The 26084-nt window shown below is 69.6% G+C and carries 32 protein-coding genes; 13 read left to right on the forward strand and 19 right to left on the reverse strand.

Annotated elements, in window-relative coordinates; genetic code table 11:
• The first annotated feature begins 184 nt into the window (after positions 1–184).
• Together ACTJJ4_RS10725 and ACTJJ4_RS10730 are read left to right on the forward strand one after the other, a co-directional pair.
• The gene (locus ACTJJ4_RS10725; protein WP_285635137.1) at positions 185–874 is read left to right on the forward strand and encodes a winged helix-turn-helix domain-containing protein; all 690 of its coding nucleotides are present in this window, start codon (positions 185–187) and stop codon (positions 872–874) included.
• Between the two features lie 124 nt (positions 875–998).
• The gene (locus ACTJJ4_RS10730) at positions 999–1946 is read left to right on the forward strand and encodes a DNA-3-methyladenine glycosylase family protein (protein ID WP_440943303.1); all 948 of its coding nucleotides are present in this window, start codon (positions 999–1001) and stop codon (positions 1944–1946) included.
• Between the two features lie 10 nt (positions 1947–1956).
• Here ACTJJ4_RS10730 and ACTJJ4_RS10735 read toward each other — a convergent pair whose 3' ends face one another.
• From ACTJJ4_RS10735 to ACTJJ4_RS10750, 4 genes are all read right to left on the reverse strand, one after another.
• Positions 1957–2715 carry an iron ABC transporter ATP-binding protein gene (locus ACTJJ4_RS10735; RefSeq protein ID WP_440943304.1) on the reverse strand — a complete coding sequence of 253 codons (759 nt, stop codon included), beginning with the start codon at positions 2713–2715 and terminating at the stop codon, positions 1957–1959.
• Positions 2712–3785 (reverse strand): iron chelate uptake ABC transporter family permease subunit, encoded by a 1074-nt coding sequence (locus ACTJJ4_RS10740; RefSeq protein ID WP_440943305.1) that lies wholly within the window; start codon positions 3783–3785, stop codon positions 2712–2714. The genes ACTJJ4_RS10735 and ACTJJ4_RS10740 overlap by 4 nt, the downstream gene beginning before the upstream one ends.
• Positions 3775–4716, reverse strand: coding sequence for an ABC transporter permease (locus ACTJJ4_RS10745; RefSeq protein ID WP_440943644.1), 942 nt, complete (start codon positions 4714–4716; stop codon positions 3775–3777). Before ACTJJ4_RS10745 ends, ACTJJ4_RS10740 begins: the two co-directional genes overlap by 11 nt.
• A 179-nt stretch (positions 4717–4895) precedes the next feature.
• Complete coding sequence (locus ACTJJ4_RS10750; protein WP_440943306.1) at positions 4896–5882, reverse strand: ABC transporter substrate-binding protein; 987 nt, start codon at positions 5880–5882, stop codon at positions 4896–4898.
• Positions 5883–5983: 101 nt separating this feature from the next.
• Here ACTJJ4_RS10750 and ACTJJ4_RS10755 point away from each other — a divergent pair, with 101 nt between their 5' ends.
• From ACTJJ4_RS10755 to ACTJJ4_RS10765, 3 genes are all read left to right on the forward strand, one after another.
• Entirely contained in the window at positions 5984–6748 is a 765-nt protein-coding gene (locus ACTJJ4_RS10755; RefSeq protein WP_440943307.1) for a siderophore-interacting protein, read from the forward strand.
• Between the two features lie 25 nt (positions 6749–6773).
• Positions 6774–7190, forward strand: a complete 417-nt coding sequence (locus ACTJJ4_RS10760) for a VOC family protein (protein WP_440943308.1) — start codon at positions 6774–6776, stop codon at positions 7188–7190.
• Between the two features lie 84 nt (positions 7191–7274).
• Positions 7275–7688 (forward strand): VOC family protein, encoded by a 414-nt coding sequence (locus ACTJJ4_RS10765; protein ID WP_440943309.1) that lies wholly within the window; start codon positions 7275–7277, stop codon positions 7686–7688.
• A 3-nt stretch (positions 7689–7691) separates the two neighbouring features.
• Here the strand turns inward: ACTJJ4_RS10765 and ACTJJ4_RS10770 are convergent, their stop codons facing one another.
• A complete protein-coding gene (locus ACTJJ4_RS10770) occupies positions 7692–8096 on the reverse strand; it encodes a Rid family hydrolase (RefSeq protein WP_440943310.1) in 405 nt (134 codons plus the stop codon).
• Between the two features lie 65 nt (positions 8097–8161).
• On the opposite strand from ACTJJ4_RS10770, the gene ACTJJ4_RS10775 reads away from it, so the two are divergent.
• Complete coding sequence (locus ACTJJ4_RS10775) at positions 8162–8563, forward strand: VOC family protein (RefSeq protein WP_440943311.1); 402 nt, start codon at positions 8162–8164, stop codon at positions 8561–8563.
• Here ACTJJ4_RS10775 and ACTJJ4_RS10780 read toward each other — a convergent pair whose 3' ends face one another.
• Positions 8564–8998, reverse strand: a complete 435-nt coding sequence (locus tag ACTJJ4_RS10780; protein ID WP_440943312.1) for an NUDIX hydrolase — start codon at positions 8996–8998, stop codon at positions 8564–8566. It abuts the gene before it with no gap.
• 358 nt (positions 8999–9356) lie between these two features.
• Here ACTJJ4_RS10780 and ACTJJ4_RS10785 point away from each other — a divergent pair, with 358 nt between their 5' ends.
• A complete protein-coding gene (locus ACTJJ4_RS10785) occupies positions 9357–10526 on the forward strand; it encodes an RtcB family protein (RefSeq protein ID WP_440943313.1) in 1170 nt (389 codons plus the stop codon).
• 139 nt (positions 10527–10665) lie between these two features.
• Here ACTJJ4_RS10785 and ACTJJ4_RS10790 read toward each other — a convergent pair whose 3' ends face one another.
• Positions 10666–12126 carry an MFS transporter gene (locus ACTJJ4_RS10790; protein ID WP_440943314.1) on the reverse strand — a complete coding sequence of 487 codons (1461 nt, stop codon included), beginning with the start codon at positions 12124–12126 and terminating at the stop codon, positions 10666–10668.
• An 88-nt stretch (positions 12127–12214) separates the two neighbouring features.
• A complete protein-coding gene (locus tag ACTJJ4_RS10795) occupies positions 12215–13546 on the reverse strand; it encodes a M20/M25/M40 family metallo-hydrolase (protein ID WP_440943315.1) in 1332 nt (443 codons plus the stop codon).
• 54 nt (positions 13547–13600) lie between these two features.
• Here ACTJJ4_RS10795 and ACTJJ4_RS10800 point away from each other — a divergent pair, with 54 nt between their 5' ends.
• Complete coding sequence (locus tag ACTJJ4_RS10800; protein WP_440943316.1) at positions 13601–13945, forward strand: TfoX/Sxy family protein; 345 nt, start codon at positions 13601–13603, stop codon at positions 13943–13945.
• Between the two features lie 129 nt (positions 13946–14074).
• Here the strand turns inward: ACTJJ4_RS10800 and ACTJJ4_RS10805 are convergent, their stop codons facing one another.
• Both ACTJJ4_RS10805 and ACTJJ4_RS10810 read right to left on the reverse strand, forming a co-directional pair.
• Positions 14075–15241, reverse strand: a complete 1167-nt coding sequence (locus ACTJJ4_RS10805; RefSeq protein WP_440943317.1) for a sensor histidine kinase — start codon at positions 15239–15241, stop codon at positions 14075–14077.
• Positions 15241–15933, reverse strand: a complete 693-nt coding sequence (locus tag ACTJJ4_RS10810) for a response regulator transcription factor (RefSeq protein ID WP_440943318.1) — start codon at positions 15931–15933, stop codon at positions 15241–15243. The genes ACTJJ4_RS10805 and ACTJJ4_RS10810 overlap by 1 nt, the downstream gene beginning before the upstream one ends.
• 137 nt (positions 15934–16070) lie before the next feature.
• On the opposite strand from ACTJJ4_RS10810, the gene ACTJJ4_RS10815 reads away from it, so the two are divergent.
• A complete protein-coding gene (locus tag ACTJJ4_RS10815) occupies positions 16071–16523 on the forward strand; it encodes a DM13 domain-containing protein (RefSeq protein WP_440943319.1) in 453 nt (150 codons plus the stop codon).
• Entirely contained in the window at positions 16520–17062 is a 543-nt protein-coding gene (locus ACTJJ4_RS10820; protein ID WP_440943320.1) for a DoxX family membrane protein, read from the forward strand. The genes ACTJJ4_RS10815 and ACTJJ4_RS10820 overlap by 4 nt, the downstream gene beginning before the upstream one ends.
• On the opposite strand, the gene thrC is transcribed toward ACTJJ4_RS10820, so the two are convergent.
• On the reverse strand, positions 16998–18416 hold the full coding sequence (thrC, locus tag ACTJJ4_RS10825) for a threonine synthase (RefSeq protein ID WP_440943321.1): 1419 nt from the start codon (positions 18414–18416) through the stop codon (positions 16998–17000). The two genes, ACTJJ4_RS10820 and thrC, sit on opposite strands and share 65 nt — an antisense overlap.
• Positions 18417–18571: 155 nt before the next feature.
• On the opposite strand from thrC, the gene ACTJJ4_RS10830 reads away from it, so the two are divergent.
• Entirely contained in the window at positions 18572–19015 is a 444-nt protein-coding gene (locus ACTJJ4_RS10830; protein ID WP_440943322.1) for a carboxymuconolactone decarboxylase family protein, read from the forward strand.
• A 20-nt stretch (positions 19016–19035) separates the two neighbouring features.
• A complete protein-coding gene (locus ACTJJ4_RS10835; RefSeq protein WP_440943323.1) occupies positions 19036–19938 on the forward strand; it encodes a sigma-70 family RNA polymerase sigma factor in 903 nt (300 codons plus the stop codon).
• A 6-nt stretch (positions 19939–19944) separates the two neighbouring features.
• Here ACTJJ4_RS10835 and ACTJJ4_RS10840 read toward each other — a convergent pair whose 3' ends face one another.
• From ACTJJ4_RS10840 to ACTJJ4_RS10875, 8 genes are all read right to left on the reverse strand, one after another.
• Positions 19945–20709, reverse strand: coding sequence for an AAA family ATPase (locus ACTJJ4_RS10840; RefSeq protein ID WP_440943324.1), 765 nt, complete (start codon positions 20707–20709; stop codon positions 19945–19947).
• Positions 20710–20717: 8 nt separating this feature from the next.
• Positions 20718–21212 (reverse strand): methylated-DNA--[protein]-cysteine S-methyltransferase, encoded by a 495-nt coding sequence (locus tag ACTJJ4_RS10845; RefSeq protein ID WP_440943325.1) that lies wholly within the window; start codon positions 21210–21212, stop codon positions 20718–20720.
• A gap of 40 nt (positions 21213–21252) precedes the next feature.
• Complete coding sequence (locus tag ACTJJ4_RS10850; RefSeq protein WP_440943326.1) at positions 21253–21450, reverse strand: hypothetical protein; 198 nt, start codon at positions 21448–21450, stop codon at positions 21253–21255.
• A 110-nt stretch (positions 21451–21560) separates the two neighbouring features.
• Complete coding sequence (locus tag ACTJJ4_RS10855) at positions 21561–22295, reverse strand: pyrimidine reductase family protein (protein ID WP_440943327.1); 735 nt, start codon at positions 22293–22295, stop codon at positions 21561–21563.
• Positions 22288–23166, reverse strand: a complete 879-nt coding sequence (gene folP / locus ACTJJ4_RS10860) for a dihydropteroate synthase (RefSeq protein WP_440943645.1) — start codon at positions 23164–23166, stop codon at positions 22288–22290. The genes ACTJJ4_RS10855 and folP overlap by 8 nt, the downstream gene beginning before the upstream one ends.
• A gap of 56 nt (positions 23167–23222) precedes the next feature.
• Entirely contained in the window at positions 23223–24362 is a 1140-nt protein-coding gene (locus ACTJJ4_RS10865; protein ID WP_440943328.1) for an NAD(P)/FAD-dependent oxidoreductase, read from the reverse strand.
• A 49-nt stretch (positions 24363–24411) separates the two neighbouring features.
• On the reverse strand, positions 24412–25059 hold the full coding sequence (gene folE, locus ACTJJ4_RS10870) for a GTP cyclohydrolase I FolE (protein ID WP_440943646.1): 648 nt from the start codon (positions 25057–25059) through the stop codon (positions 24412–24414).
• A gap of 91 nt (positions 25060–25150) precedes the next feature.
• Complete coding sequence (locus tag ACTJJ4_RS10875) at positions 25151–25429, reverse strand: hypothetical protein (RefSeq protein ID WP_292699321.1); 279 nt, start codon at positions 25427–25429, stop codon at positions 25151–25153.
• A 139-nt stretch (positions 25430–25568) separates the two neighbouring features.
• On the opposite strand from ACTJJ4_RS10875, the gene ACTJJ4_RS10880 reads away from it, so the two are divergent.
• Positions 25569–26009 (forward strand): hypothetical protein, encoded by a 441-nt coding sequence (locus ACTJJ4_RS10880; RefSeq protein ID WP_440943329.1) that lies wholly within the window; start codon positions 25569–25571, stop codon positions 26007–26009.
• Positions 26010–26084: the final 75 nt, after the last annotated feature.

Here is a 26084-nt window from a genome sequence, read left to right on the forward strand (position 1 = left end):
GGCATGTGTTGCCGAATGTGTTGCTAAGGCGCAACAAGACAGATTGACCTGTTTTCGTCCCTCCATCTGAGGGGCAGGTCTCTGAGCGCCCACCCGACGCGCTCATTCCCACCGGCTCATCCCGGTCATTCATGCAACGCATCCGGAGCCCGACAGCTCCCGCATCCCTCCAAGGACCATCATCATGTCGAACACCGCCCTCCTCGAGCGTCCCGTCACCGCCCCCGTCCGCGTGATCTCCGCTGCCGACGCCGCTGCAGACCTCCCCTCGATCCGCTCCCCGCGCGGCTTCGCCCTCTACGTCGGCATCGACGAGATCAAGGCGGCCGCCTCCGGTGTGAGCCTGCCCGTCCTCGTCGACGCGCTGCGCCGCACGCTGGCCGAGCTCGCCCCGAACGCCGAGACCCACGCCACGGTCGCCCTCGCTCCGCAGTCCGCCGGCGGTCGTGACCTCGACGTCGTGCGCCTCGCCCTGCACGAGCCCGGCGCCATCGCCCGCGCCAACGCCGCCGTCGAGGAGGAGAAGGACGAGGAGGCCGGCGTCGTCGTCGACATCTCCCGCAAGCGCGTGCTGCTCGACGGCGAGTCCGCTGCCTTCACCTACAAGGAGTTCGAGCTGCTGCAGTACCTGGTGCTGCGCGAGGGCCGCACGATCGAGCGCTCCGAGCTCGTCTCCGCCCTGTGGCAGGCGTCGACCGACGAGGACGCCCCCGGTGAGCGCACGATCGACGTGCACGTCCGCCGCCTGCGCGCCAAGCTCGGCCGTCACGAGGACATCGTCCGCACCGTCCGGGGCGTCGGCTACCGCTTCGACCGGCACGCCGACGTGAGCATCCGCTACGGCCACGGCACCCCCTCGCCCGACCGCTTCTGATCGGGTCGTTCCGCCGAGACCCCGGCTTTCCGCCGAGACCCCGGGATACCGGCGTCGGCACCACGGGGTCTGGACGACAATACGGGGTTTCGGCGATGTCAGGCGCCGCGCGTAGGGTTTCGGTATGACCCTGACGGATACCGCGCCGACCGCGCACGCGGTCCCGCGCGAATCCGTCCATCGGCCTCGCCATCCGCTGGATCTGATGGCGACGGTGGGGATGCTGCAGCGCGGCCGCAACGATCCGACCATGGTCGTCGAGGGCGGACGCATCTGGATGGCGTTCCGCACGGATGCCGGCGTCGCCACGCTCTGCCTCCGCGCCACGTCCGGTGGCGTGCACGCCACCGCCTGGGGCCCGGGCGCGGGCGAGGCGCTCGATCGAGTGCCCGCGCTGTGCGGTGCTGACGACGATCAGAGCGGATTCGACGTCTCCGGGCATCCGAGGCTCGCGGAGGTCGCGAGGCGCAATCCCGGCATCCGCCTGACCCGCACCGGCCGGGTCTTCGACGCGCTCACCTGCGCGATCATCGAGCAGAAGGTGACCGGCATGCAGGCGTTCGGCGCCTGGCGGCATCTGGTCAGCCGCAACGGCGAGCGCGCGCCCGGGCCCACGCCGCGACCCATGTTCGCGGCACCGCACTCCGAGGTGTGGCGGGCGATCCCCTCGTGGGAGTTCCATCGCGCAGGGCTCGAGCCGCCTCAGGCGCGCACGATCGCCCACGCGGCGATGCGCGGTCCGAGCATCGAGCGCGCCGTGCTCGCGGCATCCGACGGCGACGGGCGGGAGAGGGTGCTCACCAGCCTGCCCGGCATCGGACCGTGGACCTCCGCCGAGACCCGCATCCGCGCACTCGGCGACCCCGACGCCGTGAGCGTCGGGGACTTCCATCTCGCGCACGAGGTCGGGTTCGCGCTGACCGGCAGCCGGACCGATGACGACGGGATGCTGGAGCTGCTGGCCCCGTGGACGGGGCACCGGCAGCGCATCATCCGGCTGATCTTCGCCTCCGGCGTCCGCGAGCCGCGGCGTGGTGCGCGCCTCGCCCCCGAGGATCACCGGGACCGGTGACCCGGGGCCGTCACCGGTGGTACACGGCGAACTTCCCCCCAGGTCCGTCGACCACGGTCACGGGGGTGTGGAACACCGCGGTCAGCACCTCGTCGCGGATGATCTCCTCGGGAGTGCCGTGCACGGCGATCCGCCCGCTCTCCATGGCGACGATGTAGTCGCTGTACGCGGCCGCGAAGTTGATGTCGTGCAGCACGACCACGATCGTGCGTCCGAGCCGATCCGCGGCCCGGCGCAGCTGGCGCATCATCTGCACGGAGTGCTGCGCATCGAGGTTGTTCAGCGGCTCGTCCAGCAGGAGATACTCGGTGTCCTGCGCGAGCACCATCGCGACGTAGGCGCGCTGTCGCTGACCTCCCGAGAGCTGGTCGAGGAAGCGCTGCTCCAGGTCGGTGAGGTTCAGGAAGTCGATCGCCTCGGAGATCTTGTCCTCGTCGTGCTGGGTGAGCCGGCCGCCGCTGTACGGGTAGCGCCCGAATCCGACCAGCTGCCGCACCGTGAGCCGGGTGACGAAGTGGTTCTCCTGTCGCAGGATCGACACCGTCCTGGCGACTTGCTTCGACGGCATCCGGTGCACGTCCAGGCCGCCGATCTCCACCGTGCCCGAGTCCGGCGCCATCAGTCGGCCAATCATGGTGAGCACCGTCGACTTGCCCGCGCCGTTGGGTCCCACCAGGGCGATGATCCCGCCTGCGGGCAGATCGATCGAGATCGGGCCGATCTCGACGTCGCCGCTGTAGCGCTTGATGACGTTAGACAGACGGATCACAGGCGTCCCCTTCTCAGAACGACGATGAGGAAGACGAGCCCGCCGATGAGCTCGACGATGATGGTGACCGTGTCGACCATCGGCAGCACTTGCCTCATCAGGAAATAGGCGCCGCCGAGGATGACGAAGCCGAGCAACCAGGCCACCGGCAGGACATGGCGGTGGCTGTGGGTGTCGGTCACGGCGTAGGCGAGGGTCGCGACGAGGAAGCCGAGAAAGGTCATGGGCCCGACCAGCGACGTGCTCATCGCCATGAGCACGGTCACCAGGGTCAGGGTGAGCATGACCTGCCTCTTGTGGTTCACGCCCAGGTTGGTGCTGATGTCGCGGCCGAGCGCCACGGCGTCGAGGCGTCTCGACAGCAGCCAGATCCCACCCGCGGCTCCCACGCAGACCGGGATCACGAACCACAGGTACTCGGTGTTCGCGTTGCCGACGTTGCCGAACATGCGGGCGCGCAGCACATCGAACTCGTTCGGATCCAGCATCCGCTGCATGAACGCCGACAGCGCTCCGAGGCCGGTACCGATGATGATCCCCACCAGCAGCATGACGTGAAGGTTGCCAAGCCGCCCGGAGAACAGCCAGGAGTAGAGCAGCACCGCGAAGACCACCATCCCCGCGGCCTGGATCACGAACTGCGCGAACCCGTCGATCTCGGCCAGGCCGCTGATGCCGAAGAAGAACACGACCGCCGTCTGGATGAGGATGTACAGCGACTCGAACCCCATGATCGACGGGGAGAGGATGCGATTGCCGGTGACGGTCTGGAAGGACACGGTCGCGAAGGATTGGCACAGCGTCACGAGCGCGATCACGATGAGGGATTCGGATCGCATCCGCGAGACCCGCCACCACCGCTCCGTGAACGGGATCTGGCTGTTGCCCCAGGTCAGCACCAGCACGACCAGCGCGAGCGAGGCGACGATGAGGCCCGCGAGGATCAGCAGATAGCGGCGGCGATGCGCACGCCCGGAGAACGACCCGACACGACGGTCGGCCGAGGGAGCGGATGCTTCGAGAGGCGCCGCCGACGTGGCGGCGGGCGTGAACGAGACATCAGAGCGCAACGGTCCTCCTTGTGCGCAGCAGCAGCAGGATGAACACCACCGAGCCCACGGCCCCGAGGACCAGCGAGACCGGCACCTCGAAGGGCATGATCACCACGCGGCCGATCAGGTCGCAGATCGTGACGATCCAGATCCCGGTCAGGAACACCCAGGGGACGTTGGTGCGGAGATCGTCCCCGCGGATCATCGAGACGATGTTCGGCACGATCAGCCCCAGAAACGGAAGCGAACCGATCACGACCGTGACCACGCCCGTGACGATCGAGACGAGCCCGACGCCCAGCAGCACGACGCGTTCGTAGTTCAGTCCGGCGTTGGTGGCGACATCCTTGCCGAGCCCCGCGACCGTGAAGCGATCGGCGGCCAGCACGACGATGACCGCGACGACCGCCACGATCCACAACGGCTCGTAGCGGCCGGCTTCGATGCCGGTGAACCGGCCCGCGAACCACGCCCCGAGGGTCTGCAGCAGATCGAACTCCAGGGCGATGAAGGTGGAGACCGCGCTCACGACCGCACCGAACATGATGCCGACGATGGGCACGATGAGGGACGAGCGCAGCGTGACCCGGCGCAGGAAGAGGAAGAAGATCAGGGTTCCGGCGAAGGCGAACACGATCGCGACGATCATGCGCACCATGACCGAGGGCATCGGCAGCGCGATGTAGGTGAGCAGCAGCCCGAGACCCGCCCACTCGGTCGTGCCGACGGTGGTGGGCTCGACGAACCGGTTCTGAGTCAGGAGCTGCATGATCAGGCCCGCCAGCGCCATGCTCGCTCCCGCGAGCAGCAGTGAGACCGTGCGCGGGATGCGGGTGATCCAGGCGAACTCGTGGCCGCGTCCCGCGGTGTCGGTGATGTCGGCGACGCCGGTGAACACGGAGAGGGTCAGCATGCCCGCCGTCAGCACGATCGCGATCGTGAGCGGCATGCTCCTGATCACCCACGACCGACGTCGGTCATCGCGGGTGGTTCTTCGGGAGGCGAGCGCGTCCACGTGCGTCACGCGCGGTGTCGTCGCGCCGGGCGAAGCCATGAGGGGGTCCTTTGTCATAGGGCACGTGCATGGCCGCGATCCGGTGGAACGCGGCCATGCATGGCCGTGGAGCGTTATGCGGAGAACGCCTTCGTCAGGCTGTCGAGCACGGTGGTGTACGCCACGATGTCCTCGGTGAGGTAGAAGTCGTCGGGCATCACGTAGATGGCCTTGTTCTGCACCGCAGGGACGTTCGCGAGGGCGCTGGAGCTGTTGATGAGCTCGAGGGCCGGCGAGGACTCGCTGTCCGCGAAGGCGGCCTCGCGGTCGAGCACGAGGAAGAAGTCGGCGTCGGACTGGGCGATGGCCTCGATCGAGATGTCATCGCCCTTGTCGTTCGTCGACCCCTCACTCTGCAGTGCGGGAGTCAGGCCCACCAGGTCGAAGAAGATGCTCGACCCCCGTCCGTCCTTCGGGCTCGAGTAGCGGATCTCGTTGCCGCTGGTCACCAGGCCCATGACAGTCGTGTCGGGGTCGTACGCGTCCTTCGCTGCCGCGACGGCCGCGTGGAAGTCGTCGATCACCGCCTTCGCCTCGTCCTGCTTGCCGAACACCTCGCCCAGCAGCTCGACGCTGTCGACGAGGTACTCGTCGGTGCTGAGCTCGTCGTTGGTCATGTCGATGAAGGCGGCGTCGGGTGCTGCCTTCTTCATGTCCTCGGCGTGCCCGCCGTATCGGTAGCCGTTCACGATCAGGTCGGGGTCGGCCTCGACGACCTTCTCGAAGTCGGGCTCCGCGTGGGTGCCGAGATCGAGGATCGACTCATCCGCCTTGAGCGGGTTCTCCGGGCTCATCAGAGCGCGAGGCGCTGCGGACAGGTCGATGCCCCAATCCGCCACGAGCCGGAAGAGACGGTTGTCTGTGACGACGACACTGTCCGCGCTCTCGATCGTGACCTCGTTCCCCGCCATGTCCGTCACAGTCACCGGATACTGGGCCTTGGCCGCCGCGGCAGGCTTCTCCTTGGCTTCCTGTCCCGCCGGCGCGCTGCTGCAGCCGGCGAGTGCGAGGAGTGCGGCGGCGCCGAGGGCGACGACCGAGGTGATTCTGGGCACGGACATGGAGAGTCTCCTGTTCTGCTTCTGAGAGGTGCGCGACGGATGCGCGGATGCCGGAATTTAGGTAACCCTTACCCGGCTTCGAATTAGGTTAGCCTTACTTTATGACCGAAGTGAAATCCGCCTTCACGATCGAGCGCCGCGGCCTCGATCTGCGCTTCCGCGCCGTCGCCCTGACCGCCCGCGAGTGGCTCGCGCCGCACTACGTGCGGGTGCGCCTGAGCGGCCCGGAGCTGGAGGGGTTCGACTCCCCTGGCGCCGACGACCACATGCGTCTCTTCTTCTCCGACGGCCCCGTCCCGACCGAGCAGCTGCGTGCATCGCCCAGCCGCGAGTACACGCCGCTGGCCTGGGGCGATGACTGGCTCGACGTGGAGTTCGCCGTGCACGGCGACGAGGGCGTCGGCGCGCCGTGGGCGGCATCCGCTCCCCTCGGTTCGTTCGTCGGCGTCGGCGGTCCGCGCGGATCCGCCGTGATCACCGGCACGCCGGACTCGTGGCTGCTCGCCGGGGACGAGACGGCCATCCCCGCGATCCGCCGCTTCGCCGCAGCCATCCCCGACGGGACTCCGGCGCGCATCGTGATCGAGGTCGTGTCGGAGGCCGATCGGGTGGCCGTGGACGCTCCCGTCGAGGTGGAGTGGCTGCACCGCGGCGACGCTCCCGCCGGCTCCGCGCTGATCGCGTTCCTGGACGGGCTCGGGTCTGCGGATGCCGTGGGCGACGACCCGTTCTGCTTCATCGCTGCCGAGCAGTCGGTCGTGAAGCCCGGTCGCGCGCTGCTGGCGCGCTGGGACGTGGACCCGGCGCAGGCCGTGGTGAAGGGCTACTGGAAGCGCGGCGAGGCCGAGTACCACGCACCGCACTGACCGACGCGTCGGCCAGGATGGACGCATGGCTCTTCTGGATCACCTCGGCGTCTCCGTGCTCGACATCGAACAGGGCAGGCGGCAGTTCCACCCGGTGCTGACGGCGCTCGGCTACACGCTCGGCATCGAGGCGCCGAACGGCATCTCGTGGGACAACGGCGACGAGACCGAGATCATCATCTTCCCCATCCGGGACGAAGCGGATGCCGCGCCGCACCGCCACGGCGAGGCCGGCTGGCAGCACCTCGCGTTCTCCGTCGCGTCCCGCGAGGAGGTCGATCGTCTGCACGCGATCGCGATGGAGGCGGGGTGGACCGCGGTGCGCGAGCCGAAGCTCTATCCGCGGTTCAACGAGCGGTACTACGCCTCCTTCGTGGAGGACGCGAGCGGCATCCGCCTGGAGTTCGTGCACAACCCGCCGCGGGACGCCGCGGCGGGGTGAGAACCCCTTGCCGATGTCGGTGGCCGGTCGCAGACTGATCTGCGTCGGGCGGACGTGTCCGGCGTCCCCTCCGGAAGGCGAATCATGGCCACTCTGAACCCCTACCTCTCATTCCGCGACAACGCGCGCGAGGCGCTCGAGCACTATCACGGCGTGCTCGGCGGCGATCTCCAGATCTCCACGTTCGGATCGATGCCCGAGATGGGCTACGAGCCGAGCGAGAGCGAACTCGTCATGCACGGGGCGCTCACCACCGACGACGGCATGGTGCTGATGGCGTCCGACACCCCCTCGAGCATGGAGTACCAGCAGCCGCAGGGCGTCTCCGTGTCGGTGAGCGGGCAGGACGCTGATCGGCTCCGCGGTGTCTGGGACGGCCTGCTCGACGGCGGAACCGCCACCATCCCCCTGGCACCTGCGCCCTGGGGCGGGGAATTCGGCATGCTCGTCGACCGCTTCGGCATCGCCTGGATGGTCTCGATCGACGCGGCGCAGTAGCACTCAGTCCACGACGGCGGCGACGGCCTCGATCTCGACGAGCTGGTCGTCGTAGCCGAGCACCGTCACGCCCAGGAGCGTGCTCGGGACGTCGTGCGCCGCGAACGCGTCGCGCACGACATCCCATGCCGTGACCAGATCGCGCTGCCGGTTCGAGGCGACAAGCACCCGAGTGCTGATCACGTCGTTCAGCTCTGCGCCGGCGGCGGCGAGCGCTCCCTTCAGTGTCTCGATGCACTTCGCGGCCTGCCCCGAGTAGTCGCCGACGGCCGCCGTCGACCCGTCGTCGTTCAACGGACATGCACCGGCGAGGAAGATCAGACGCGCCTCCTTCGGAGCGGTGGCTGCGTAGGCGTACTGTGCGGCGTCGGACAGGGCGGATGCCCGGATGAGGGTCACGGCGGTCATGGCAACAGTCTGCCGTCCCCGCTCCCACGCGCGCGGATGTCGGAGGCATCCGGCACACTGTCGGGATGGCGACTTTCGATCACCTCGGCATCAGCGTCGACGACGTGCCCGCGGCATCCGCGCAGTTCAACCCGGTCTTCGAGGCTCTCGGATACACCCGCTCGTACGACGCGGACGAGCACGCGTACTGGCGACGCACCGACGAGCCCGAGATCCTGCTCTACAAGTCGCGCGAGCCTGGCCAGCACGTGCACGGCCGGGTCGGCTGGCAGCACCTCGCGTTCGCCGTCGAGTCCCGTGAGGAGGTCGAGCGCGTCCACACGATCGCCCTGGCCGCGGGTTGGACGGAGGTGCGGGCACCCAAGGAGTACCCGCGGTTCACCGATCGCTACTATGCGGGCTTCATCGAGGACGACAACGGCATCCGGCTCGAGATCATGCACAACCCTCCGCGCGACGCGGGCTGATCATCCCGCAAGGCTCCGCGCGAGGTCGAGGATGCCGTCGGGATACATCGGCAGCGTCTCGTCGCCGAGCTCGCCGAGCGGCCACCATCCGGCCGTCGAAGAGCCGTCGATGATGCGGCGCCGCTCGTCCAGTGGCATCCGCTCGAGCTCGTCGCTGCGGATCGAGAACACGTGCACCACCTCGTGACCAGGGCGACCCGCGAGCGTGAAGAGGTTCTCGGTCACCGCGAGCAGCTCGGCCGCCTGGATCTCGACGGCCAGCTCCTCCCGGAACTCCCGTCGAAGGGCCTCCTCGGCGCGTTCGCCGAAGTCGATGCCGCCTCCGATCGCACGCAGGAATCGCCCGTACCGGTCGGTCTCGGAGTACTCCTCGGCGAGCACGTGCCCGTCGCGCACGATCAGGCCGACGGCGATGTTGCGGATGCGCTCGGTCATCGGCTCAGCGTAGCGGCCGCTCCCGGCAGGTGCGCCGATCCGTTGACTTACGCACACCGCAGCTGCCCACCTCGCCGCGGATTCGCCCTTGACCTGCCGCGCGATCCTCCCCTATGGTTGCAAGGCTGCGCCGACCGGTGCAGCAGCCAGCCGAGGAGACGACGGAATGACCGCACTGCGCGCCCTTCCCACGGTCCTTGCCTTCGACCAGAAGCGCAACGACCGCGACGAGTCGTACCCTCCGGCGCGCGCCGTGTGACAGCATCCGCTGCTCGCATGCCCCGCACCGTCAGGTCCGGGGCATTTTTCATGAATCCTCCGTGACCTGTGACCGGCACATCACAGAAGGAAAGGAATCATGGAGAGGCTCTCCGCACGGCTGCTGTCGTGGGCGTCCCTGATCGACGAGAAGACGCTCGATCAGGCGCACACCACGGCACGCATGCCGTTCATCCACCCGCACCTGGCGCTCATGCCGGATGCGCACCTCGGCAAGGGGGCGACGGTCGGCTCGGTCATCCCGACGCTCGGCGCGATCATCCCCGCCGCCGTCGGTGTCGACATCGGCTGCGGCATGATCGCCGTCCGCACGCAGTTCACGGCATCCCAGTTCGCCCAGCGCGACCTCGGCCCGCTGCGGGAGGCGATCGAGCGCGCTATCCCTCTCTCGGCAGGCCGGTACAACCGCAAGGTCGTCGCCACCGCAGAGCCGAGGATCGCGGAGCTGGAGGGCCTCGCCGAGAAGAACGGCTTCGACCCGGCGTCGTACGCCGGCAGCTGGATGCTGCAGCTGGGCACCCTCGGGTCGGGCAACCACTTCATCGAGGTGTCGCTCGACGAGCTCGACAGGGTCTGGCTGTTCCTGCACTCCGGCTCGCGGGGCGTGGGCAACAGGATCGCGACGCACCACATCGCGATCGCGCAGCGGCTGGCGAAGCAGTGGTGGATCGACCTTCCCGACCCCGACCTGGCCTACCTGGTCGAGGGCACTCCCGAGTTCACCCGGTACATCCGGGAGCTGCGGTGGGCCCAGCACTTCGCCCTGCTGAACCGGGAGGAGATGATGGATCGGGTGATCCGGCAGGTGTCGGAGTTCGCCGGCACTGCGGTGGATGAGCAGGAGCGGATCAACTGCCATCACAACTTCACCGAGTCGGAGAAGCACTTCGGCAAGCAGGTGTGGGTGTCGCGGAAGGGCGCCATCCAGGCGGACGCAGGTCGGCCCGGGCTCATCCCCGGCTCGATGGGCACCGCCTCGTACGTGGTGGAGGGGCTGGGCAACCCGCTGTCGCTGAACTCCTCACCGCACGGCGCAGGCCGGGAGTACTCCCGGTCGGCGGCGCGGCGCACCTTCACGCACGACCAGCTGCGGACGGCGATGGCGGGCATCGAGTTCCGTGACACCGACGCCTTCATCGACGAGATCCCGCAGGCGTACAAGCCGATCGACACCGTGATGGCGGATGCATCCGACCTGGTGACGATCCGGCACACGCTGCGCCAGATCGTCAACGTGAAGGGCGACTGACCGGCATCAGCTCGGCACACCTCGCCGAGAGCACCACATCCCGTCGAGTGCACCACTTGTCCGCGTGGGCAGGTGGTGCACTCGGCGGCAACCGGTGCTCTCGGCGACGGGGGCGGGCGGGGGTCAGCGCGGACGCGGGTCAGATGGCGGGAACGTCCTCGACCGCGCGATCGGTGAACGCCTGCTTGGGGACGAAGGCCAGCAGCACGGCGGCGGCGAGCGCGGTCGCACCGCACACGATCCACACCGTCATGTAACCCGAGAACGATCCCGCCGTGCCCTCGGCGCCGCCGGCGACCACGCCGTTCAGCAGCGCGATGCCGAACACGCACGACGCGATCGCACCGCCCACGGTCTTCACCGAGTTGGTCAGGCCGGTCGCGACGCCCGTCTGGGTGGAGGGGGCAGCGGATGCCGCGGCGGCGGGCAGCGCCGCCACCAGCGCACCCGATCCGAGGCCGACGATCACCATGTTCGTGATCACCTGCAGATACGTGCCGTGGAACGGCAGGAAGAGCAGGAACCCGACGCCGACGAGCACCGAGGCGCCCATCAGCGTGAGCCGCGGCGCGGTCAGCCGCGCGATCAGCGGGAACAGCAGCGCCCCGGTGATCATCGCGATCAGGTAGATGCCGATGATCAGCGAGGTCGCGAATCCTGTCGTGCCGAGGCCGTAGCCGTTCACCTCCGGGTCGGTGCGGGCGAAGGTCGACAGCGGTGCCTGCGCGCCGAGCACGCTCACCCCGAACAGCCCGGCGGTGAGGAACACCGGACCGAGCGCGGGCGAGCGGAACATCCGCACATCGATCACCGGGTCGTCGTGGCGCAGCTCCCAGCGCACGAACGGGATCACCAGCAGGATGCCGATCACCACCACGCCCCACGACCAGAAGCTCGTGACGCCGCCCGGCAGACGCAGCAGGCTGAGCCCGCCGGTGAAAGCGATGAGCGCCAGCGAGATGAGGATGATGCCGACCGTGTCCAGCCGTCCGCCGGTGAGCTCAAGCGATTCCTTCACCCCGAACAGGATGACGAAGAAGCAGACGATGATCAGCAGCGCGGGGATGAGCAGCACCACCCACAGCGGCAGGATGTCGATCAGCGCGCCGCCGGCGAGCGCGCCGAGGATCGCGCCGGTCTCCAGGGCCGCGACGAGCATGCCCGCCGCCCGTGCCGTGATCACCGAGCGGCCCTCCATGGAGCGCGACCGCGACCAGATCAGCGCGATCTCCAGCGGCAGCCACACCACGTAGAACCCCATCAGCGCCCAGCCGATCAGGAAGACGACGAACGAGTCGGTGAACGGCAGCACCAGGGCCGCCGCCGCGGTGAGCGCGGTCGAGACCAGCAGCATCCGCTTGTGCCCGATCATGTCGCCGAGCTTCGCGAACGCCGGCACGACGAGCGCCGAGAGCATCAGCTGGGCGCCCTCGAGCCAGTTCACGTCCGCGTCGTGGATGCCGAGGTGCCGGGCGATGTCCGTGAGCATGGGCGTGTAGTAGCCCTGCAGCACGCCGCTGGTGAACTCGACGAAGGCGAGGAAGCCGACCACGGCGGCGAGTGCGCCGAGCGTCGCGCGGGCGGATGCGGTGCGCGTCATCGCGCCTCCTGTTCGGGCGGTCCAGCAGGATGCTCGTCATCCCGGTTCCTGAGCGGGGGCGGAGCGACGAGACGAAGGGCGGGTGAGATCACCCTAGCCGTTCGAGGAGCGCGCGATGGAACCGCTCACCGCGCTCCAGCGCCTCGATCTCGACGTACTCGTCGACCCCGTGGATGGCGGCGCGCTGCACGGATGACATCTCAAGCGGTGCGAACCGGTAGACCGCGGGAGCGAAGCGATGGAAGTGCCGGGAGTCGGTCGCCGCCATCATCACGTACGGCGTGGCCGGGATGCCGGGATGCGACACCGCCAGCGCATCGGCGAGCAGGTCCCACGGGGCGCCGTCGGTGGCGGACTCCGGAGAGGGATCGCTGCCGTCGAGCACCTCGATCGCCACCTGCGGATCGCGGATGCGGTCGCGCACCCGCAGCACGGTGCCGTCGACGGTCTCGCCGAGGGCGAGGCGCAGGTTGATCGTGGCGGATGCCTGCGAGGGGATGACGTTGGCCGCGGTCCCGCCGGACTGCATGGTCGCGGCGACCGTGGTGCGCACGAGCGCCGCGGGTTCGCCGCCCAGGCGCGCGAACAGCTGCGCCGTGATCATCGGCATCCGGCTGAGCGCCCTCAGCCCGAAGCCGGCCGCGCCCGGCGTGCGGGTGGCGAACTGCGCGAGCATCCGGCTGATCGCCTTCGGCGTGCGCGCCGGGAACATCGACGGGTCCAGGCGGTCGACGGCGCGGGCGATGCGCCGCACGGCCGTGAGGGTCGGCGGAGTGGAGGCGTGGCCGCCGTCGCCGCGGGTGGAGAGCCGCAGCGTGACGATGCCCTTCTCCCCCACGCCGATCATGGCCGCGCCGCCGGGCACGAACGGGAGCGGCGAGTCGACCACCGCACCGCCCTCGTCGACGACGAGCCACGGGGTGATCCCGCGCTCGCGGAACGCGTCCGAGATGGCGAGCGCGGCGGTGCCGAAGCTCTCCTCGTTGCCACCGAACGACAGATACACGTCCCGCGCCGGAGTGAAGCCGTCGGCCAGCAGGTTCTCGACCGCCTCGATCACGACGATCAGCGGGCCCTTGTCGTCCAGCGCCCCGCGACCGTACACGCGGCCGTCGGCGATGCTTCCCTCGAAGGGCGGATGCGTCCACGGGTCGGACTCGTCCACGGGCACGACGTCGTAGTGGGCCATCAGCACCACCGGATCGGATGCCGCGTCCCGGCCCTTCCAATGGAACAGCAGCCCGAGGTCGGTGTGCTTCTCGAGTGCGAGGTGCTCGTGCACGAGCGGGTACTGCTCGGCGATCAGCCGCTCGAAGGCCTGGAAGGGCTCGAGCCCGCGCTGCTCGAGCTCGGCCGAGACCGTGGGCAGCTGGATCATCCGGGACAGACGCTCGGCGATGCCGGGGCGGACGGTGCTCATCGGGCCAGCCTATTCGGACGTGCACGGACCCGAGAACGGTGCAGAATCATGCTCATGAAAATGCCCAAGGCGACGGATGCCGACAAACAGCGGTTCCGCGATGCTCTGCACGCGCTCACGGAGAGCGGGGTCGCCGACGTGAAGCCGATGTTCGGCCAGCTCGGCGCGTTCGTGAACGGGAACATGTTCGCGGGGCTGTTCGGCGCTGACATCGGCGTGAAGCTCGCCGCTGCGGATGCTGAGCAGCTCGCGGCCGCGGGGGCCGGGCCCTTCGGCCCGGCCGAGCGCCCGATGGGCGGCTATCTCAGCATCCCGGCCGGCGAGGACGCCGCCGGCTGGGTCGCGGGTGTGCACGCGCACGTCTCCGCCCTGCCGCCGAAGGCGCCGAAGAAGCGCTGAGCTCACCCTTTCTCCACGTCGAGAGCACGGCACCTCACCGAGTGCACGGGAACCTCACGCGAACAAGCCGTGCGTTCGGCGAAGTCCCGTTCTCTCGGCGGCAGCGGCCCTTCGATGCAGGGGCGCGACTCAGCCGGGCGCGGGGTCGTCTCCGACGGGCATGAGCACGTTCATCCGGAATCCCTCACCGGTGCGCTCGGCGTACACGTCTCCGCCGTGCGCGCGGGCCAGACCACGGGCGATCGCGAGTCCCAGCCCCGCCCCGGACGCGACGGGGTCGTTCGCGGTCGTGGGGCGGGCAGCGTCCTCACGCCAGCCGACCTCGAACATGCGATCCAGATCCGACGTCGCGACGCCCGAGCCGTGGTCAAGGATGCCGAGCACGAGGCGCTGCTCGTCCAGCTCCGTCGCCGTGACGAGGATCTCACTGTCGCGTGGTGCATGCCGGACCGCATTGGTGAGCAGGTTCACCACCACCCTGCCCAGCTGATGCGGGTCGGCCCACAGCACGTGACCGCCCACGCCCCGCTCCACGATCGTGACACCGCGCTGCTCCGCTGCCAGCCGCACATCCGCGACCGCGTCCGAGACGACGTCGAGCAGCTCCACCTGCTGCGTGCGCAGCCGGACCGCCCCCGAGGTGAGCTTCGAGAGCTCGAACAGGTCGTCGACCATACGGCTCATCGTGTCGATCTGCGCACGCACCTCGCCCGCGTAGCGCTCCGGCTGGGCGGAGGCGCCGTCCTCGATGGCCTCGGACAGCGCGCGCACGGCGGTGAGAGGTGTGCGCAGATCGTGCGAGATCCACGCGAAGAAGCGGCGGCGGGCGGAGTCCAGCTGCTCCAGCTCCTGCCGCGCGGCGTGCAGCCGCTCCGAGACATCGGCGAGCTCCGCGGAGAGATCGTCGAACTCGCGTAGCCCGTGCGGCTCCGCCGCGACCACGTCGCCCTCCCCCACCCGGCGCACGGCATCGCTGATCCGGACGAGTCGGGCGCGCGTCAGCCGCGCGACGAGCCAGGCCGCGAGCAGGCTGAACAGCAGCGACGTGCCGATCACCCACACCAGCACGCTGAGGTCGTGCGGTGAGATGTACATCTCAACCGAGATGAGCAGCACCGCGGCCGCCATCGACACCGCGGCGACGGAGGCGAGCACGAGCATCTGCACGAGCATCGAGCCGCCGCGGGCCCACCGCAGCAGGAGCAGGGCGACAGCGGCGACGACGACCGTGCATGCCAGGCCGGTGCCGGCGATCAGCAGCACGTCGACGACTCCGAGCGGGATCATCTCGGGCATCAGAGGTCCGTCGCCTTCGCCGAGAACCGGTAGCCCGCGCCCCACACGGTGTGCAGGTACCGGGGTTCACGCGGATCCTGCTCGATCTTCTCGCGCAGCCGCCGCACGTGCACGGTGACGGTGGAGGGCTCGCCGAAGCTCCAGCCCCAGACCTCGCGCAGGATCTCGTCCCGTGAGATCGTGCGATCCGGGTTGCGGACGAGGTGGACCAGCAGTTCGTACTCGCGCCCCGTCAGAGCGATCTCGGCGCCGCGCACGCGGGCCTTCCGCTTCGCCGCGTCGATCTCGAAGTCGCCCGCGGTGAACGCCGGCGGCGCGGGCGCGCGCATCGACCTGCGCAGCAGCGCATCCACGCGCAGCTCGAGCTCCCGCAGCGCGAAGGGCTTCGCGAGGTAGTCGTCGGCGCCCGCCTCGAACCCCTCGATCCGCTGCTCCACCTCTCCGAGGGCGGTCAGCATGATGATCGGGACATCGCTGCGCTCGCGGATCGCGCGGCACAGCTCATCTCCGCTGATGCCGGGCAGCATCCGGTCGACGATCACGAGGTCGGGCATCTCAGCGCCGATCGCCTCGCGCGCCGCGACCCCGTCGGCGAACGCGTCGAGGGTGTAGCCGCGAGCACGCAGGTAGTCGCCGACCGCGCCGCGGACGACCGGATCGTCCTCGACGACCACGACTCGGCTGCTGTCCATGCGCTCGACACTAACCGCGCGAAGGCCGGTCGGAGGCAGGTTCTTACGATTCTGAAAGCTCCCGCCGCCGGCATCCGCGCTCTCCCTACCGTCGAAGGCAGGCCGACGCGACCTCATCGGCAGAACCAGGAGACATCATGCGCAAGAACACCCTCACCGCCGCGATCCCCGTCGCCGTGATCGCCCTCGGGCTGACGCTCGCCGGCTGCAGCTCGACGCCGGGCGCCGAGACGCCGAGCAAGGCGCCGATGAGTCAGGACAGCGACTCCGGCTCGACGCCCATGGCCGCCCCCATGACGGGCTCTTTCGAGGGGCTGAACGGCAAGACCGTCGCGGGCATGGCGAGCGTCGAGGACGGCGAGCTCAAGCTCTCGGGCTTCTCATCGGATGAGGGCCCCGACCTGCACGTCTACCTCACGAGCGGCACCGACGAGGCCGCCGTCGGAGCGGGCAAGGAGATCGACGCGGTCGCGTTCGACAAGGAATCGCAGACGTTCATGCTCGCGGGGATCGACACCTCGATGTACTCGTACGTCGTGATCCACTGCGACAAGGCCAAGGCGGTGTTCGGCGCCGCGAAGCTCTCATGAACGCCCTGCCCGCCCTGACTGCGCCGCTGCTCGGCGGCGCGGTCAGGGTGGCTGTCGGCGTGCTGTGGGTTCTCGAGGGCGCGGAGAAGTACCGGGCGGGCTTCGGCGCGGCGGACATCCTGCTGGTGGCGGACGGCACCGCGTCGAATCCGCGCGCACCGTGGTGGTTCGCCCCCGTGCGCGCCACGATGCAGGCGCTCCCGGATGCCTTCGGCCTCGCCATCCCGGCACTCGAGGTGCTGCTCGGACTGGCCCTGATCGCCGGTGTGCTCACCCGGCTGGTCGCCCTCGGCTCCATCGCCACGCTGGCGCTCTACTGGGGGTCGGACCAGCTCATCGCCCAGTATCCGGTGATGGTGCTGCTCAGCGCGGTCGTGCTCGCCGTCCCGGACTCGGGCCGGTTCGGCGCAGCGTGGATCGTCGCGCGACTCAGCTCGGATCGGAACGGAGCGCCCCGGGACGGAGCGGACCGGCTCAGCGCAGGGCGTTCGCCGCGACGAAGGCGCGCAGCGCCTGCTCGTCGTCAGCCATCTCGGTGACGTGCTGCGGGGCGGCCAGCATCCGCTGCAGCTCCGGCGAGAACTCCAGCTCGACGCCGATCGCCTCGGTGATGGTCTCGGCGAACTTCTGCGGCTTGGCCGTCTCGAGCACCAGCATCGGCACGTCCGTCTCGACGTACTCCCGGGCGACCTTGACGCCGTCGGCGGTGTGCGGGTCGATGATCTCACCGGATGCCTCGTGCACCGAGCGGATCGTGGTGAGCCGATCGGCGTGGGTGGAGGTGCCGCTGACGATGCCGAACTCAGCCTCGAAGCGCGGCTGCTCGGCGGAGAGGTCGACGAATCCCTGCTCGTCGATCGCGCGGAAGAACTCGACGACGCGCTCCGGCTCCCGTCCGAGAAGCTCGAAGATGAAGCGCTCCAGGTTGGACGCCTTGGAGATGTCCATCGAGGGGCTGGAGGTGGCGTGGGTGTCGGCGGCCGACCGCGGCCGGTACACGCCGGTGCGGAAGAACTCGTCGAGCACGTTGTTCTCGTTGGCGGCCAGCACGAGCCTGCGGATCGGCACGCCCATGCCCTTGGCGAAGAACCCTGAGAGGATGTTGCCGAAGTTGCCGGACGGCACCGTGAAGGAGACCTCGAAGCCGGACCGGAACTCCGGCTCCACGGCATCCGTGACCCGCAGCCAGGCCCAGAAGTAGTAGACGACCTGCGCAGCGATGCGGCCCAGGTTGATCGAGTTGACCGCGCCGAGGTGCTGCGCGCGCTTGAACTCGAGGTCGCCCGCGAGCTTCTTGACCAGGTTCTGGCAGTCGTCGAACACGCCCTCGACGGCGATGTTGTGCACGTTCGCGTCGTCGAGGGAGTACATCTGCGCACGCTGGAACGAGCTCATCCGGCCCTGCGGCGAGAGCATGAACACGGAGACCCGGTGTTTGCCGCGCAGCGCGTGCTCGGCGGCCGAGCCAGTGTCGCCCGAGGTGGCGCCGACGATGTTCAGCACCCGGTCCTTGCGCTCCAGCACGTAGTCCAGCGCCTGGCCGAGGAACTGCATGGCCATGTCCTTGAACGCCAGCGTCGGCCCCTCGGACAGCCCGACCAGGGTGATGCCGTCGCCGATGGAGCGCAGCGGCACGACCGCGTCGGGGAAGTCGGCGTAGGCGGCGGCCGTCATCCGCGCGAGGTCCTCGCGCGGGATGTCGGTGGCGAACAGGCCGAGCACCTCCGCAGCCAGCTGCGGGTAGGTGAGGGCGCGCCAGCGCTCCAGAGTCTCGGCGTCGACCTGCGGCAGCCGCTCGGGAACGGCCAGGCCGCCGTCGGGAGCGAGTCCCTCGAGCAGCGTCTCGCTGAACGGCTGCGGCGTCATGCCGCCGCGGGTGGAGATGTACCGCAAGAGGACTCCTCGGGTCGATCGCTCGGTCCTCCATTGTCGCAGGGTGAGCGATGAGCAGGAGACGGATGACGGATGTCACACTTCCGCGCCGCCATCCGACATAGAGGGTGAAGGCGAACGAACGCCACGGAAGGAACATCATGACCAGGATCGACATGGCACGCACGAACAAGCTCGGCTACGCCGCGGTGCTCGGGATGGAGGCATACGCCAGCAAGTCGGTGGAGAGGCGGCTGTACGAGCTGATCAAGCTGCGGGCATCGATCCTGAACGGCTGCGGGTTCTGCGTCGACATGCACGCGACCGACGGCGCCAAGCGCGGCATCCCGCAGCGCACTCTGCACGCGGTCGGTGCCTGGCAGCACGCGAAGAACCTGTTCGAGCCGAAGGAGCTCGCCGCCCTCGCGCTGACCGACGCGATCACCAAGCTCGGGCCGGACACCGTGACCGACGAGATCTGGAACGCCGCCGCCGAGCACTTCGATGAGGGCGAACTCGGCGCCATCGTGATGGCGATCGCGACGATCAACGTGTGGAACCGCATCGCGATCGCGACTGAGATGCGGCCGCCGGTCGACGACAAGCATCCGATCGTCTGACGGGGTCGTAGCCTGATTCCATGACCACCGTCGCGACACCTGCCGCGCGCGCCTGGGAGGCGGAGCGCGGCAGGCTGATCGGCATCGCCTACCGGATGCTGGGCGACTTCGGCCACGCCGAGGACGTCGTCTCGGAGGTCGCGATCGAAGCGCTGCGGACGGAGCGCACGGATGCCGGCGGCGTGCGCTCCTGGCCGGCCTGGCTCACGACGACCTGCGTGCGCCGCTCCATCGACCGGGTGAGATCGCTGGCCGCCGTGCGCGAGGACTACACCGGCCACTGGCTGCCGGAACCCGTGGAGACCTCGCGCCTGCCGGAGGATGCCGTCGCCGATCGCGAGATGCTCTCGCTCGCCCTGCTCCATCTGGCCGAGCAGCTCGCGCCCGATGCGCGCGCCGCCGTCGTGCTGCACCGCGCCTACGGGATGCCGGCCACGGAGATCGCCGAGATCCTGGAGAAGTCCCCGGCGGCGGTGCGGCAGCTGATCTCGCGCGGCGAGCGCCGGCTGCGGCTCGACGAGGATGCGACACCGCCGCGTGCCGCCGACCCCCAGGCGCTGTCCGCCCTGGTCGATGCGGTGCAGGGCGGTGATCTCAGTGCTCTGCTCGGCCTGCTCACCGATGAGACGATCCTCTGGACCGATGGCGGGGGCGTCGTCTCCGCGACCCGCAACCCGATCTTCGGCGCCGAGAAGATCGCGCGCTTCTACCTCGGCGTGCAGGCGAAGGCCGCGGTGTTCGATCCGATCCGTCCGTTCGCCCTCGAGCCGATCGACGTCAACGGCGAGCCGGCGTTCGCGCTCAGGCACTCCGGCCGCACCGACGTGCTCTCGCTCGAATTCGATGAGCAGGGCCGCATCCGCGGCATCCGTCAGGTCTGCAATCCGCACAAGCTGACGCGGGCCCTGGCGCACACCGCCTGACGCACGTCAGTCCAGCAGATGCCGCAGGTACCGCTCGGGACCGCCGAGGAACGAGCGCCAGTGCCGGACGAGCTCCAGGTCCTCCCAGGCGGCCGGTCGCAGACCCCACTCACCGACCTCCAGGATCTGCGCACCCGGCAGTGCGGCGAGAACCGGTGAATGCGTCGCGCACAGGACCTGCCCGCCGTCGTCGGCGATGCGCTGCAGCACCGAGATCAGGGTGAGCGTCGACCCGAACGACAGAGCCGCCTCGGGCTCGTCGAGGCAGTAGAAGCCGGGCTCGTCGAACCGGGTGCCGAGGATCTCGAGAAACGACTCGCCGTGGCTCATCTCGTGGAACTGCGAGTCGTACGGCGAGGGGTTCTGCTCCAGGTACGTGTAGAAGGAGTGCATCGTCTCGGCGCGCAGGAAGAAGCCCCATCGGCTGGCGCCGACGCCACGCTGGATGCGCAGCCAGTCCGAGAGCGGCGACTCCGTCGGCCGGGTGCTGTGCCTGGCACCGCGCGATCCGCCCTCCGGCGACAGCCCGTAGGCCACCGCGACGCCTTCGACGATGGTCGACTTGCCGCTGCCGTTCTCACCGACGAGGAACGTGACGCCGGGTGCGAGCCGGATTCCCTCGCGCAGCAGCTGCGCGACCGCGGGGATGCTGGTCGGCCACTGCGCGGACGGCTGCGGCGCATCGTCGTTCGGCTCCACGGCGACGATCGGATGCTGCCGTCTGCGGGAGCTGCCCCGCCCGTACGCCCCGTTCTCCCAGTACCCCGTCATCCTGGACCTCAGAACAGCGCTGTCGGCAGCGCACCCTCGTGCTCGAGGAGCCAGCGCTTGGTGAGCAGACCCTCGCCGTCCCGTCCGCCTGAGTATCCGCCCAGGCCGTCGCTGGCGACCACCCGATGGCAGGGCACGATGAGCGGGATCGGGTTGGCCCCCATGATTGCGCCGATGCCGCGCGCCGGCACGTCGGTGCCGCTGCGGGCGGCGAGCTCGCCGTACGTGACCGTCTCGCCGTGCCCGACCGTCTCGTACAGCGCCATCAGCACCGCACGGGTCGCGTCGGTCTGCCTGCCGAGGTCGACGGGCAGGTCGAACTCCTGCAGCTCGCCCGCGAAGTACGCCGCCAGCTGCGCGAGCGCGCGGTGCACGAGTGCATCCGGCTCACCGGCATCCGCTCCGGTCCGACCGCGCGGCCAGGTCACCCGGGTGATCGCCGCACCGTCGCTCTCGACGGCCACGACGCCCACCGACGTCTCGATCGCGCCACGGAAGGTCATGCACCGAACCTACCCGCAGGCACGGACAGCCGCGGGGCGTTCAGCGCACGACGGCGTACAGCACTCCGACTCCCGCGATGATCAGCAGGATGAGCATGAGCAGCCACATCGGAGCGCCGCCCACCTCCCGCACGAACCACGGGGTCGAGTAGGCCTCCGCACGTCCCTCGCGATGTCGATTCCGTCGCCGGGCCGGACCCCTCTGCCGGCTCGATGTGCGCCCCCTGTAGTTCCCCATGCTGAGCAGTATCGCCCCCGCTCCGACCGCCCACAGGCGATCTGAGACGATGCGGCGCATTCTGAGACGGACATGGCGCATTCTGACACCGGGGAGCTGCGCCGCATGCGCTACAGCAGGTAGTGCAGCAGCAGCTCCTCCCCGGATCGCAGGACGGACGCCAGGCGGGCACCACGCGGTGCGACGGGGCCCCGTGCGATCCGTCCCGCATCGCCGGAGTCGACCGTCGGCGCGAGCGTGAGGTGCAGCGCGTCCACGGCTCCGGCCGCCAGCAGCTCGCCGAACAGGTGCGGACCGCCCTCGGAGTGGATGCGATGCAGCCCCCGTGCGGCGAGGTCCTCGCGCACGCGGATGAGGTCGGCGTCCGTCTCCCCCACGGTCACCACATCGGCGACGCCCGCCAGCGCGTCACGTCGATCGACGGGGGCGGATGCCACGGTGTAGACGATCGGGCGCACCGGAGCATCCGCGAACAGCGGGGACGCCGGGTCCAGGGACAGGCTGCGGCTGATCATGGCGAGCACCGGATGCGGCGGCATCCCGGCATCCGTGCGCCACGCGACCGACGCCTCGTCGACCCGCAGACCGCCGTATCCCTCGTCGCGCAGCGTACCCGCCCCGACCAGCACCACGTCGGCGCCCCGGCGCAGCAGATCGAACAGCCGGTGATCCGCGTCGTCGCCGAGCCCGCCGGAGAGTCCGTGCCTGGTCGCCGCACCGTCGATGCTGGAGATGAAGTTGACCCGCAACCAGGTGCGGTCAGCCGGGAACGCGGTGAGCGCGAGCAGCGCCGCATCGTCGAGATCGGTGGCGGGTGCGGGCCAGACAGCGTCGATCTCAGACATTGTGCGTCGGATGCGTGTTGTGCTCGAGCCGGACCGGCTGACGCCAGCCCAGGATGGCCTCGGTCATGCGCACGGCATCGACGGTCTGCGGGATGTCGTGCATGCGCACGATCCGCGCGCCCTTCAGGATGCAGGCGGTCATGGCGGCCAGTGATCCGGGCAGCCGCTCGCCCTGCGGCCGGTCGATCGACTCGCCGATGAAGTCCTTGTTCGACACGGCGACCAGCAGCGGCGCCTCGATCGAGGCGATCTCGTCCAGCCGGCGCGTGATCTCCAGGGTGTGCAGCGTGTTCTTGTCGAGATCGTGGCCCGGGTCGATGATCAGTCGCTCGCGAGGCACTCCCGCGGCCTCGGCCCGCGCCATCCGCTCGACCAGGAAGGAGCGCACCTCGCCGACCACGTCGTCGTAGTGGGCCGCGGGCTTCTCGGCGCGAGGCGGGCCGACGCTGTGCGTGATCACGACATGGGCCCGGCTGCGCGCGACGACGTCGGCCATGCGCGGATCCCCCAGGCCGCTGGTGTCGTTGATCACGGCCGCGCCGGCATCGACCGCCGCGGCAGCCACCTCGGCGTTGTTGGTGTCCACCGAGATCACCAGCTCCGGCCGGGCGGCCGTGATCGCGGCGACCACGGGCGCCACCCTGTCGATCTCCTCCGCCGTCGTCACCACCGGCCCGCGTCCGAACGGCACGCCGCCGATGTCGACCCAGTCCGCGCCCTGATCGCCGGCGCGCAGCGCGCTCTCCACGGCCCGGTCCAGCGCGAAGGTCGCGCCCTTGTCGTAGAAGGAGTCGGGAGTCCGGTTGATGACGGCCATCACCGCCACCTGACGCGAGAAGTCGAAGTCGCGGATGCCGATGCGGCGCAGCATCCGATCGCCGGCCGTGCCTGCTTCCGCTCCGGCGGCGGACGCCGCGCTGGCCGCCGTCATCGTGCCGTGCCGATGCTGTCCCGGACCGCGTCGGAGGCATCCCAGTCGTTGGCGTGCATGGCCGCGCGGACCGTGCCGTCCTTGACCCAGTAGGCGCGGAACGCGCCGCCGTTCGCGACGTCGGTGTCGCCCTCGATGTCGACGCGGTCGTACCCCTCGGGGCCGACGCTGCCGAAGTACTCCATGCCCAGATCGTACTGATCGGTGAAGAAGTACGGCAGGTGCGTGTACTGCTCCGAGGCCCCGGCCAGGTTGTGCGCGGCGATCTTGCCCTGCTCGATCGCCGTGTCCCAGTGCTCCACGCGGATGCGCCGACCGAGCACCGGATGCTGCTGCGAGGCGATGTCGCCGATGGCGTAGATGTCCGGGTCGGAGGTGCGCAGCGTCTCGTCGACCAGCACGCCGTGATCGACGTCGAGGCCCGCCTGTTCGGCGAGCTCGGTGTTGGGGATGGCTCCGATGCCGACCACGACCAGGTCGGCCGCCGCCAAGGCGGCCTCATCCACCGGCGTGCCCAGACGCAGATCCACGCCGTGAGCGCGGTGCAGGTCGGCGAAGAGCTGCGCGACCTCGGGGCCGAGGACGGCGACCAGCGGCAGGTCGGCGACCTCGTAGATCGTCACGTCGGCGCCCTTCTGGCGTGCGGCGGATGCCACCTCCAGGCCGATCCAGCCGGCACCGACGATGAGCACCTTCGCACCGGGCTTGAGAGCCTCGAGCAGGCGGGCGTTGTCCTCGACGGTGCGCAGGTAGACCGGATCGGACACCTTGTCCGCGACGGGGAAGTGCCGGGGCGAGGCGCCGGTGGCGAGCAGCAGCTTGTCGTAGGAGTGCTCGCTGCTCTCCCCGCCCGCGACCGGCTCGGCGCGCAGCGTGTGCGCCGCCGGGTCGATCGACACCACCTTCACACCGCGCTCGAGCTGAACGTGGTTGTCGGCGTACCAGGCGCTGTCGTGCACCTGCGCCTCCTCGACCTGCTTGCTGCCCAGCAGCACCTCCTTCGACAGCGGCGGACGCTCGTAGGGCAGGTGATCCTCGGCGGAGTAGATCACGACGTCGCCGTCGTAGCCCTTCTCGCGCAGTTCTGTTGCTGCGGTGGCGGCCGCGAGGCCTCCGCCGACGATCGCGATGGTCATCTTTCTTTCCTTCCCGATGGTGCTGTGTCTGCGTCGCGGATGCTGGCGATCAGCGCGCGCGGTCCGCGGCGAGGGCGAGGAACTCCGAGCGAGAGCGCGGGTCGTCGCGCAGCAGCCCCCGCAGAGCCGAGGTCGACGTCTTCGATCCGGTGGCGCGCGCGCCGCGCAGGGTCATGCAGGTGTGCGTCGCCTCGACGACCACGCCGATGCCGCGGGGCTGGAGCCGTGCGGCCAGGGCGTCGGCGATCTGCACGGTCAGCCGCTCCTGCGTCTGCGGCCGACGCGCGTAGTGATCGACCATCCGCGGGATCTTCGAGAGCCCGACCACGCGGTCGGCGGGCAGGTAGGCGACGTGCGCGACGCCGGTGAACGGCAGCAGATGGTGCTCGCAGATCGATCGCACCGGGATGTCGCGGATCAGCACGAGCTCGTCGTAGCCCTCGGAGTTCGCGAAGGTGGTGAAGTCGAAGGGCTCCGGTTGCAGCAGCTCCGCGTAGGCCTCGGCGAAGCGGCGCGGCGTGCGCGCCAGATCCAGGGCATCCGCGGCATCCGGATCGATGCCGAGCGCCTTCAGGAACAGCCGGCCCGCCTCCTCTGCGGCATCCAGGTCCACGGGCCGCGGCGCGGCCTCGATCCGGACCCGCTGCGGTGCATCCGTCCGCAGCTCCAGCGCATCATCGTCCTGCATCGCCGTCATCGTCATGGCCGACCTCCCGTGCCTCTCCTCCTCCATCAGACACCCGATCGACTTCTAAATGCAAGTCTTATCTTTTTTAGAATCGGGAGGGTCAGTGTTCCTCGACCAGTTCGATCCGCCTCTCCATCTCGGCGAGCTCCGAGCGCATCCGCGCGATCGAGGCCGGGGTGAACCGACGCACCTGCAGCGAGAGCACCACCTCGGCGTCGATCGGGTTGATGTCGAATTCCTCGCACAGTGCACGGTTGAGCGCTGCGTCATCGCCCTCGACCGACGCGCACACCTCGAGGACCCTGGACGCCTGCTCGGCGGCCATCAGCGTGATGCCGAGCAGCCACCGGCGGCCCTGCAGGTTCTGCTTCTCCGTCATGACGCCGACCCTAGCCGGAGAGGCGCGCGGCATCCAGGGCTGCGGCGCACGGTGTCCATGTACGGATGCCACCTGGCGGCGCGAGCACCGGCGGCATCGATCTGGTGCGCCGCGACGGCTGCGGCTTAGGGTGGTCCCTATGACGGCGAGGCGGGCGGCGGCATCCATTGCACTCACGATCGCGGCGGTGGCCGCTCTGACGGGATGCTCGGACCCGCAGCCCACCGCGGACGACTATCTCGCCACCCACGTCGAGTTCTGGACCATCGCCGCCCAGGTCGCCCAGGAGGACACGGGCCAGGCTCCCCGCGACGACATGGAGAGCGCTCTGAAGGCCCAGTGGGACGATCCCGACACCCGCGCCCGCTTGACGGCCATCTACGACGGCGTCTGCGAAGACCTGAAGGACGGCGGCGAGCCCGACTTCATCCTCGACCTCGTCGGCGAGTTGCAGAAGAACGTCAGCGCGGATGCCGCGAGGGCCGGCACCATGCAGCAGGTGGACGCGGTCGTGAAGCACCTCTGCCCCGGCCAGGCCGGTGCAGCCGATGCGATCCGCGACACAGTGCTGAAGGGCTGAGGGGCGCCGCGCGCACCGTTCCGCGCCCCTGGCGGCTGTCGCCGCCCCGCACCGGGCGCGCGATACGCTGACAGT

Source organism: Microbacterium sp. 22195 (assembly GCF_052056515.1).
In the GTDB taxonomy this organism is placed as follows: domain Bacteria; phylum Actinomycetota; class Actinomycetes; order Actinomycetales; family Microbacteriaceae; genus Microbacterium.

What these genes read in the sequence shown, in the direction of transcription:
- ACTJJ4_RS10760 (WP_440943308.1), top strand. Translation starts at nt 6,774, where the DNA reads ATGGCTCTTCTGGATCACCTCGGCGTCTCCGTGCTCGACATCGAACAG.
- ACTJJ4_RS10800 (WP_440943316.1), top strand. Translation starts at nt 13,601, where the DNA reads ATGAAAATGCCCAAGGCGACGGATGCCGACAAACAGCGGTTCCGCGAT.
- ACTJJ4_RS10815 (WP_440943319.1), top strand. Translation starts at nt 16,071, where the DNA reads ATGCGCAAGAACACCCTCACCGCCGCGATCCCCGTCGCCGTGATCGCC.
- ACTJJ4_RS10780 (WP_440943312.1), bottom strand. Translation starts at nt 8,998, where the DNA reads ATGACCGAGCGCATCCGCAACATCGCCGTCGGCCTGATCGTGCGCGAC.
- ACTJJ4_RS10790 (WP_440943314.1), bottom strand. Translation starts at nt 12,126, where the DNA reads ATGACGCGCACCGCATCCGCCCGCGCGACGCTCGGCGCACTCGCCGCC.
- ACTJJ4_RS10795 (WP_440943315.1), bottom strand. Translation starts at nt 13,546, where the DNA reads ATGAGCACCGTCCGCCCCGGCATCGCCGAGCGTCTGTCCCGGATGATC.
- ACTJJ4_RS10775 (WP_440943311.1), top strand. Translation starts at nt 8,162, where the DNA reads ATGGCGACTTTCGATCACCTCGGCATCAGCGTCGACGACGTGCCCGCG.
- ACTJJ4_RS10855 (WP_440943327.1), bottom strand. Translation starts at nt 22,295, where the DNA reads ATGTCTGAGATCGACGCTGTCTGGCCCGCACCCGCCACCGATCTCGAC.
- ACTJJ4_RS10830 (WP_440943322.1), top strand. Translation starts at nt 18,572, where the DNA reads ATGGCACGCACGAACAAGCTCGGCTACGCCGCGGTGCTCGGGATGGAG.
- ACTJJ4_RS10805 (WP_440943317.1), bottom strand. Translation starts at nt 15,241, where the DNA reads ATGCCCGAGATGATCCCGCTCGGAGTCGTCGACGTGCTGCTGATCGCC.
- ACTJJ4_RS10835 (WP_440943323.1), top strand. Translation starts at nt 19,036, where the DNA reads ATGACCACCGTCGCGACACCTGCCGCGCGCGCCTGGGAGGCGGAGCGC.
- ACTJJ4_RS10875 (WP_292699321.1), bottom strand. Translation starts at nt 25,429, where the DNA reads ATGACGGAGAAGCAGAACCTGCAGGGCCGCCGGTGGCTGCTCGGCATC.
- ACTJJ4_RS10725 (WP_285635137.1), top strand. Translation starts at nt 185, where the DNA reads ATGTCGAACACCGCCCTCCTCGAGCGTCCCGTCACCGCCCCCGTCCGC.
- ACTJJ4_RS10820 (WP_440943320.1), top strand. Translation starts at nt 16,520, where the DNA reads ATGAACGCCCTGCCCGCCCTGACTGCGCCGCTGCTCGGCGGCGCGGTC.
- ACTJJ4_RS10810 (WP_440943318.1), bottom strand. Translation starts at nt 15,933, where the DNA reads ATGGACAGCAGCCGAGTCGTGGTCGTCGAGGACGATCCGGTCGTCCGC.
- folP (WP_440943645.1), bottom strand. Translation starts at nt 23,166, where the DNA reads ATGCTGCGCCGCATCGGCATCCGCGACTTCGACTTCTCGCGTCAGGTG.
- folE (WP_440943646.1), bottom strand. Translation starts at nt 25,059, where the DNA reads ATGACGGCGATGCAGGACGATGATGCGCTGGAGCTGCGGACGGATGCA.
- ACTJJ4_RS10880 (WP_440943329.1), top strand. Translation starts at nt 25,569, where the DNA reads ATGACGGCGAGGCGGGCGGCGGCATCCATTGCACTCACGATCGCGGCG.
- ACTJJ4_RS10845 (WP_440943325.1), bottom strand. Translation starts at nt 21,212, where the DNA reads ATGACCTTCCGTGGCGCGATCGAGACGTCGGTGGGCGTCGTGGCCGTC.
- ACTJJ4_RS10750 (WP_440943306.1), bottom strand. Translation starts at nt 5,882, where the DNA reads ATGTCCGTGCCCAGAATCACCTCGGTCGTCGCCCTCGGCGCCGCCGCA.
- ACTJJ4_RS10770 (WP_440943310.1), bottom strand. Translation starts at nt 8,096, where the DNA reads ATGACCGCCGTGACCCTCATCCGGGCATCCGCCCTGTCCGACGCCGCA.
- ACTJJ4_RS10755 (WP_440943307.1), top strand. Translation starts at nt 5,984, where the DNA reads ATGACCGAAGTGAAATCCGCCTTCACGATCGAGCGCCGCGGCCTCGAT.
- ACTJJ4_RS10850 (WP_440943326.1), bottom strand. Translation starts at nt 21,450, where the DNA reads ATGGGGAACTACAGGGGGCGCACATCGAGCCGGCAGAGGGGTCCGGCC.
- ACTJJ4_RS10730 (WP_440943303.1), top strand. Translation starts at nt 999, where the DNA reads ATGACCCTGACGGATACCGCGCCGACCGCGCACGCGGTCCCGCGCGAA.
- ACTJJ4_RS10840 (WP_440943324.1), bottom strand. Translation starts at nt 20,709, where the DNA reads ATGACGGGGTACTGGGAGAACGGGGCGTACGGGCGGGGCAGCTCCCGC.
- ACTJJ4_RS10865 (WP_440943328.1), bottom strand. Translation starts at nt 24,362, where the DNA reads ATGACCATCGCGATCGTCGGCGGAGGCCTCGCGGCCGCCACCGCAGCA.
- ACTJJ4_RS10745 (WP_440943644.1), bottom strand. Translation starts at nt 4,716, where the DNA reads ATGCCGCTCACGATCGCGATCGTGCTGACGGCGGGCATGCTGACCCTC.
- ACTJJ4_RS10765 (WP_440943309.1), top strand. Translation starts at nt 7,275, where the DNA reads ATGGCCACTCTGAACCCCTACCTCTCATTCCGCGACAACGCGCGCGAG.
- ACTJJ4_RS10785 (WP_440943313.1), top strand. Translation starts at nt 9,357, where the DNA reads ATGGAGAGGCTCTCCGCACGGCTGCTGTCGTGGGCGTCCCTGATCGAC.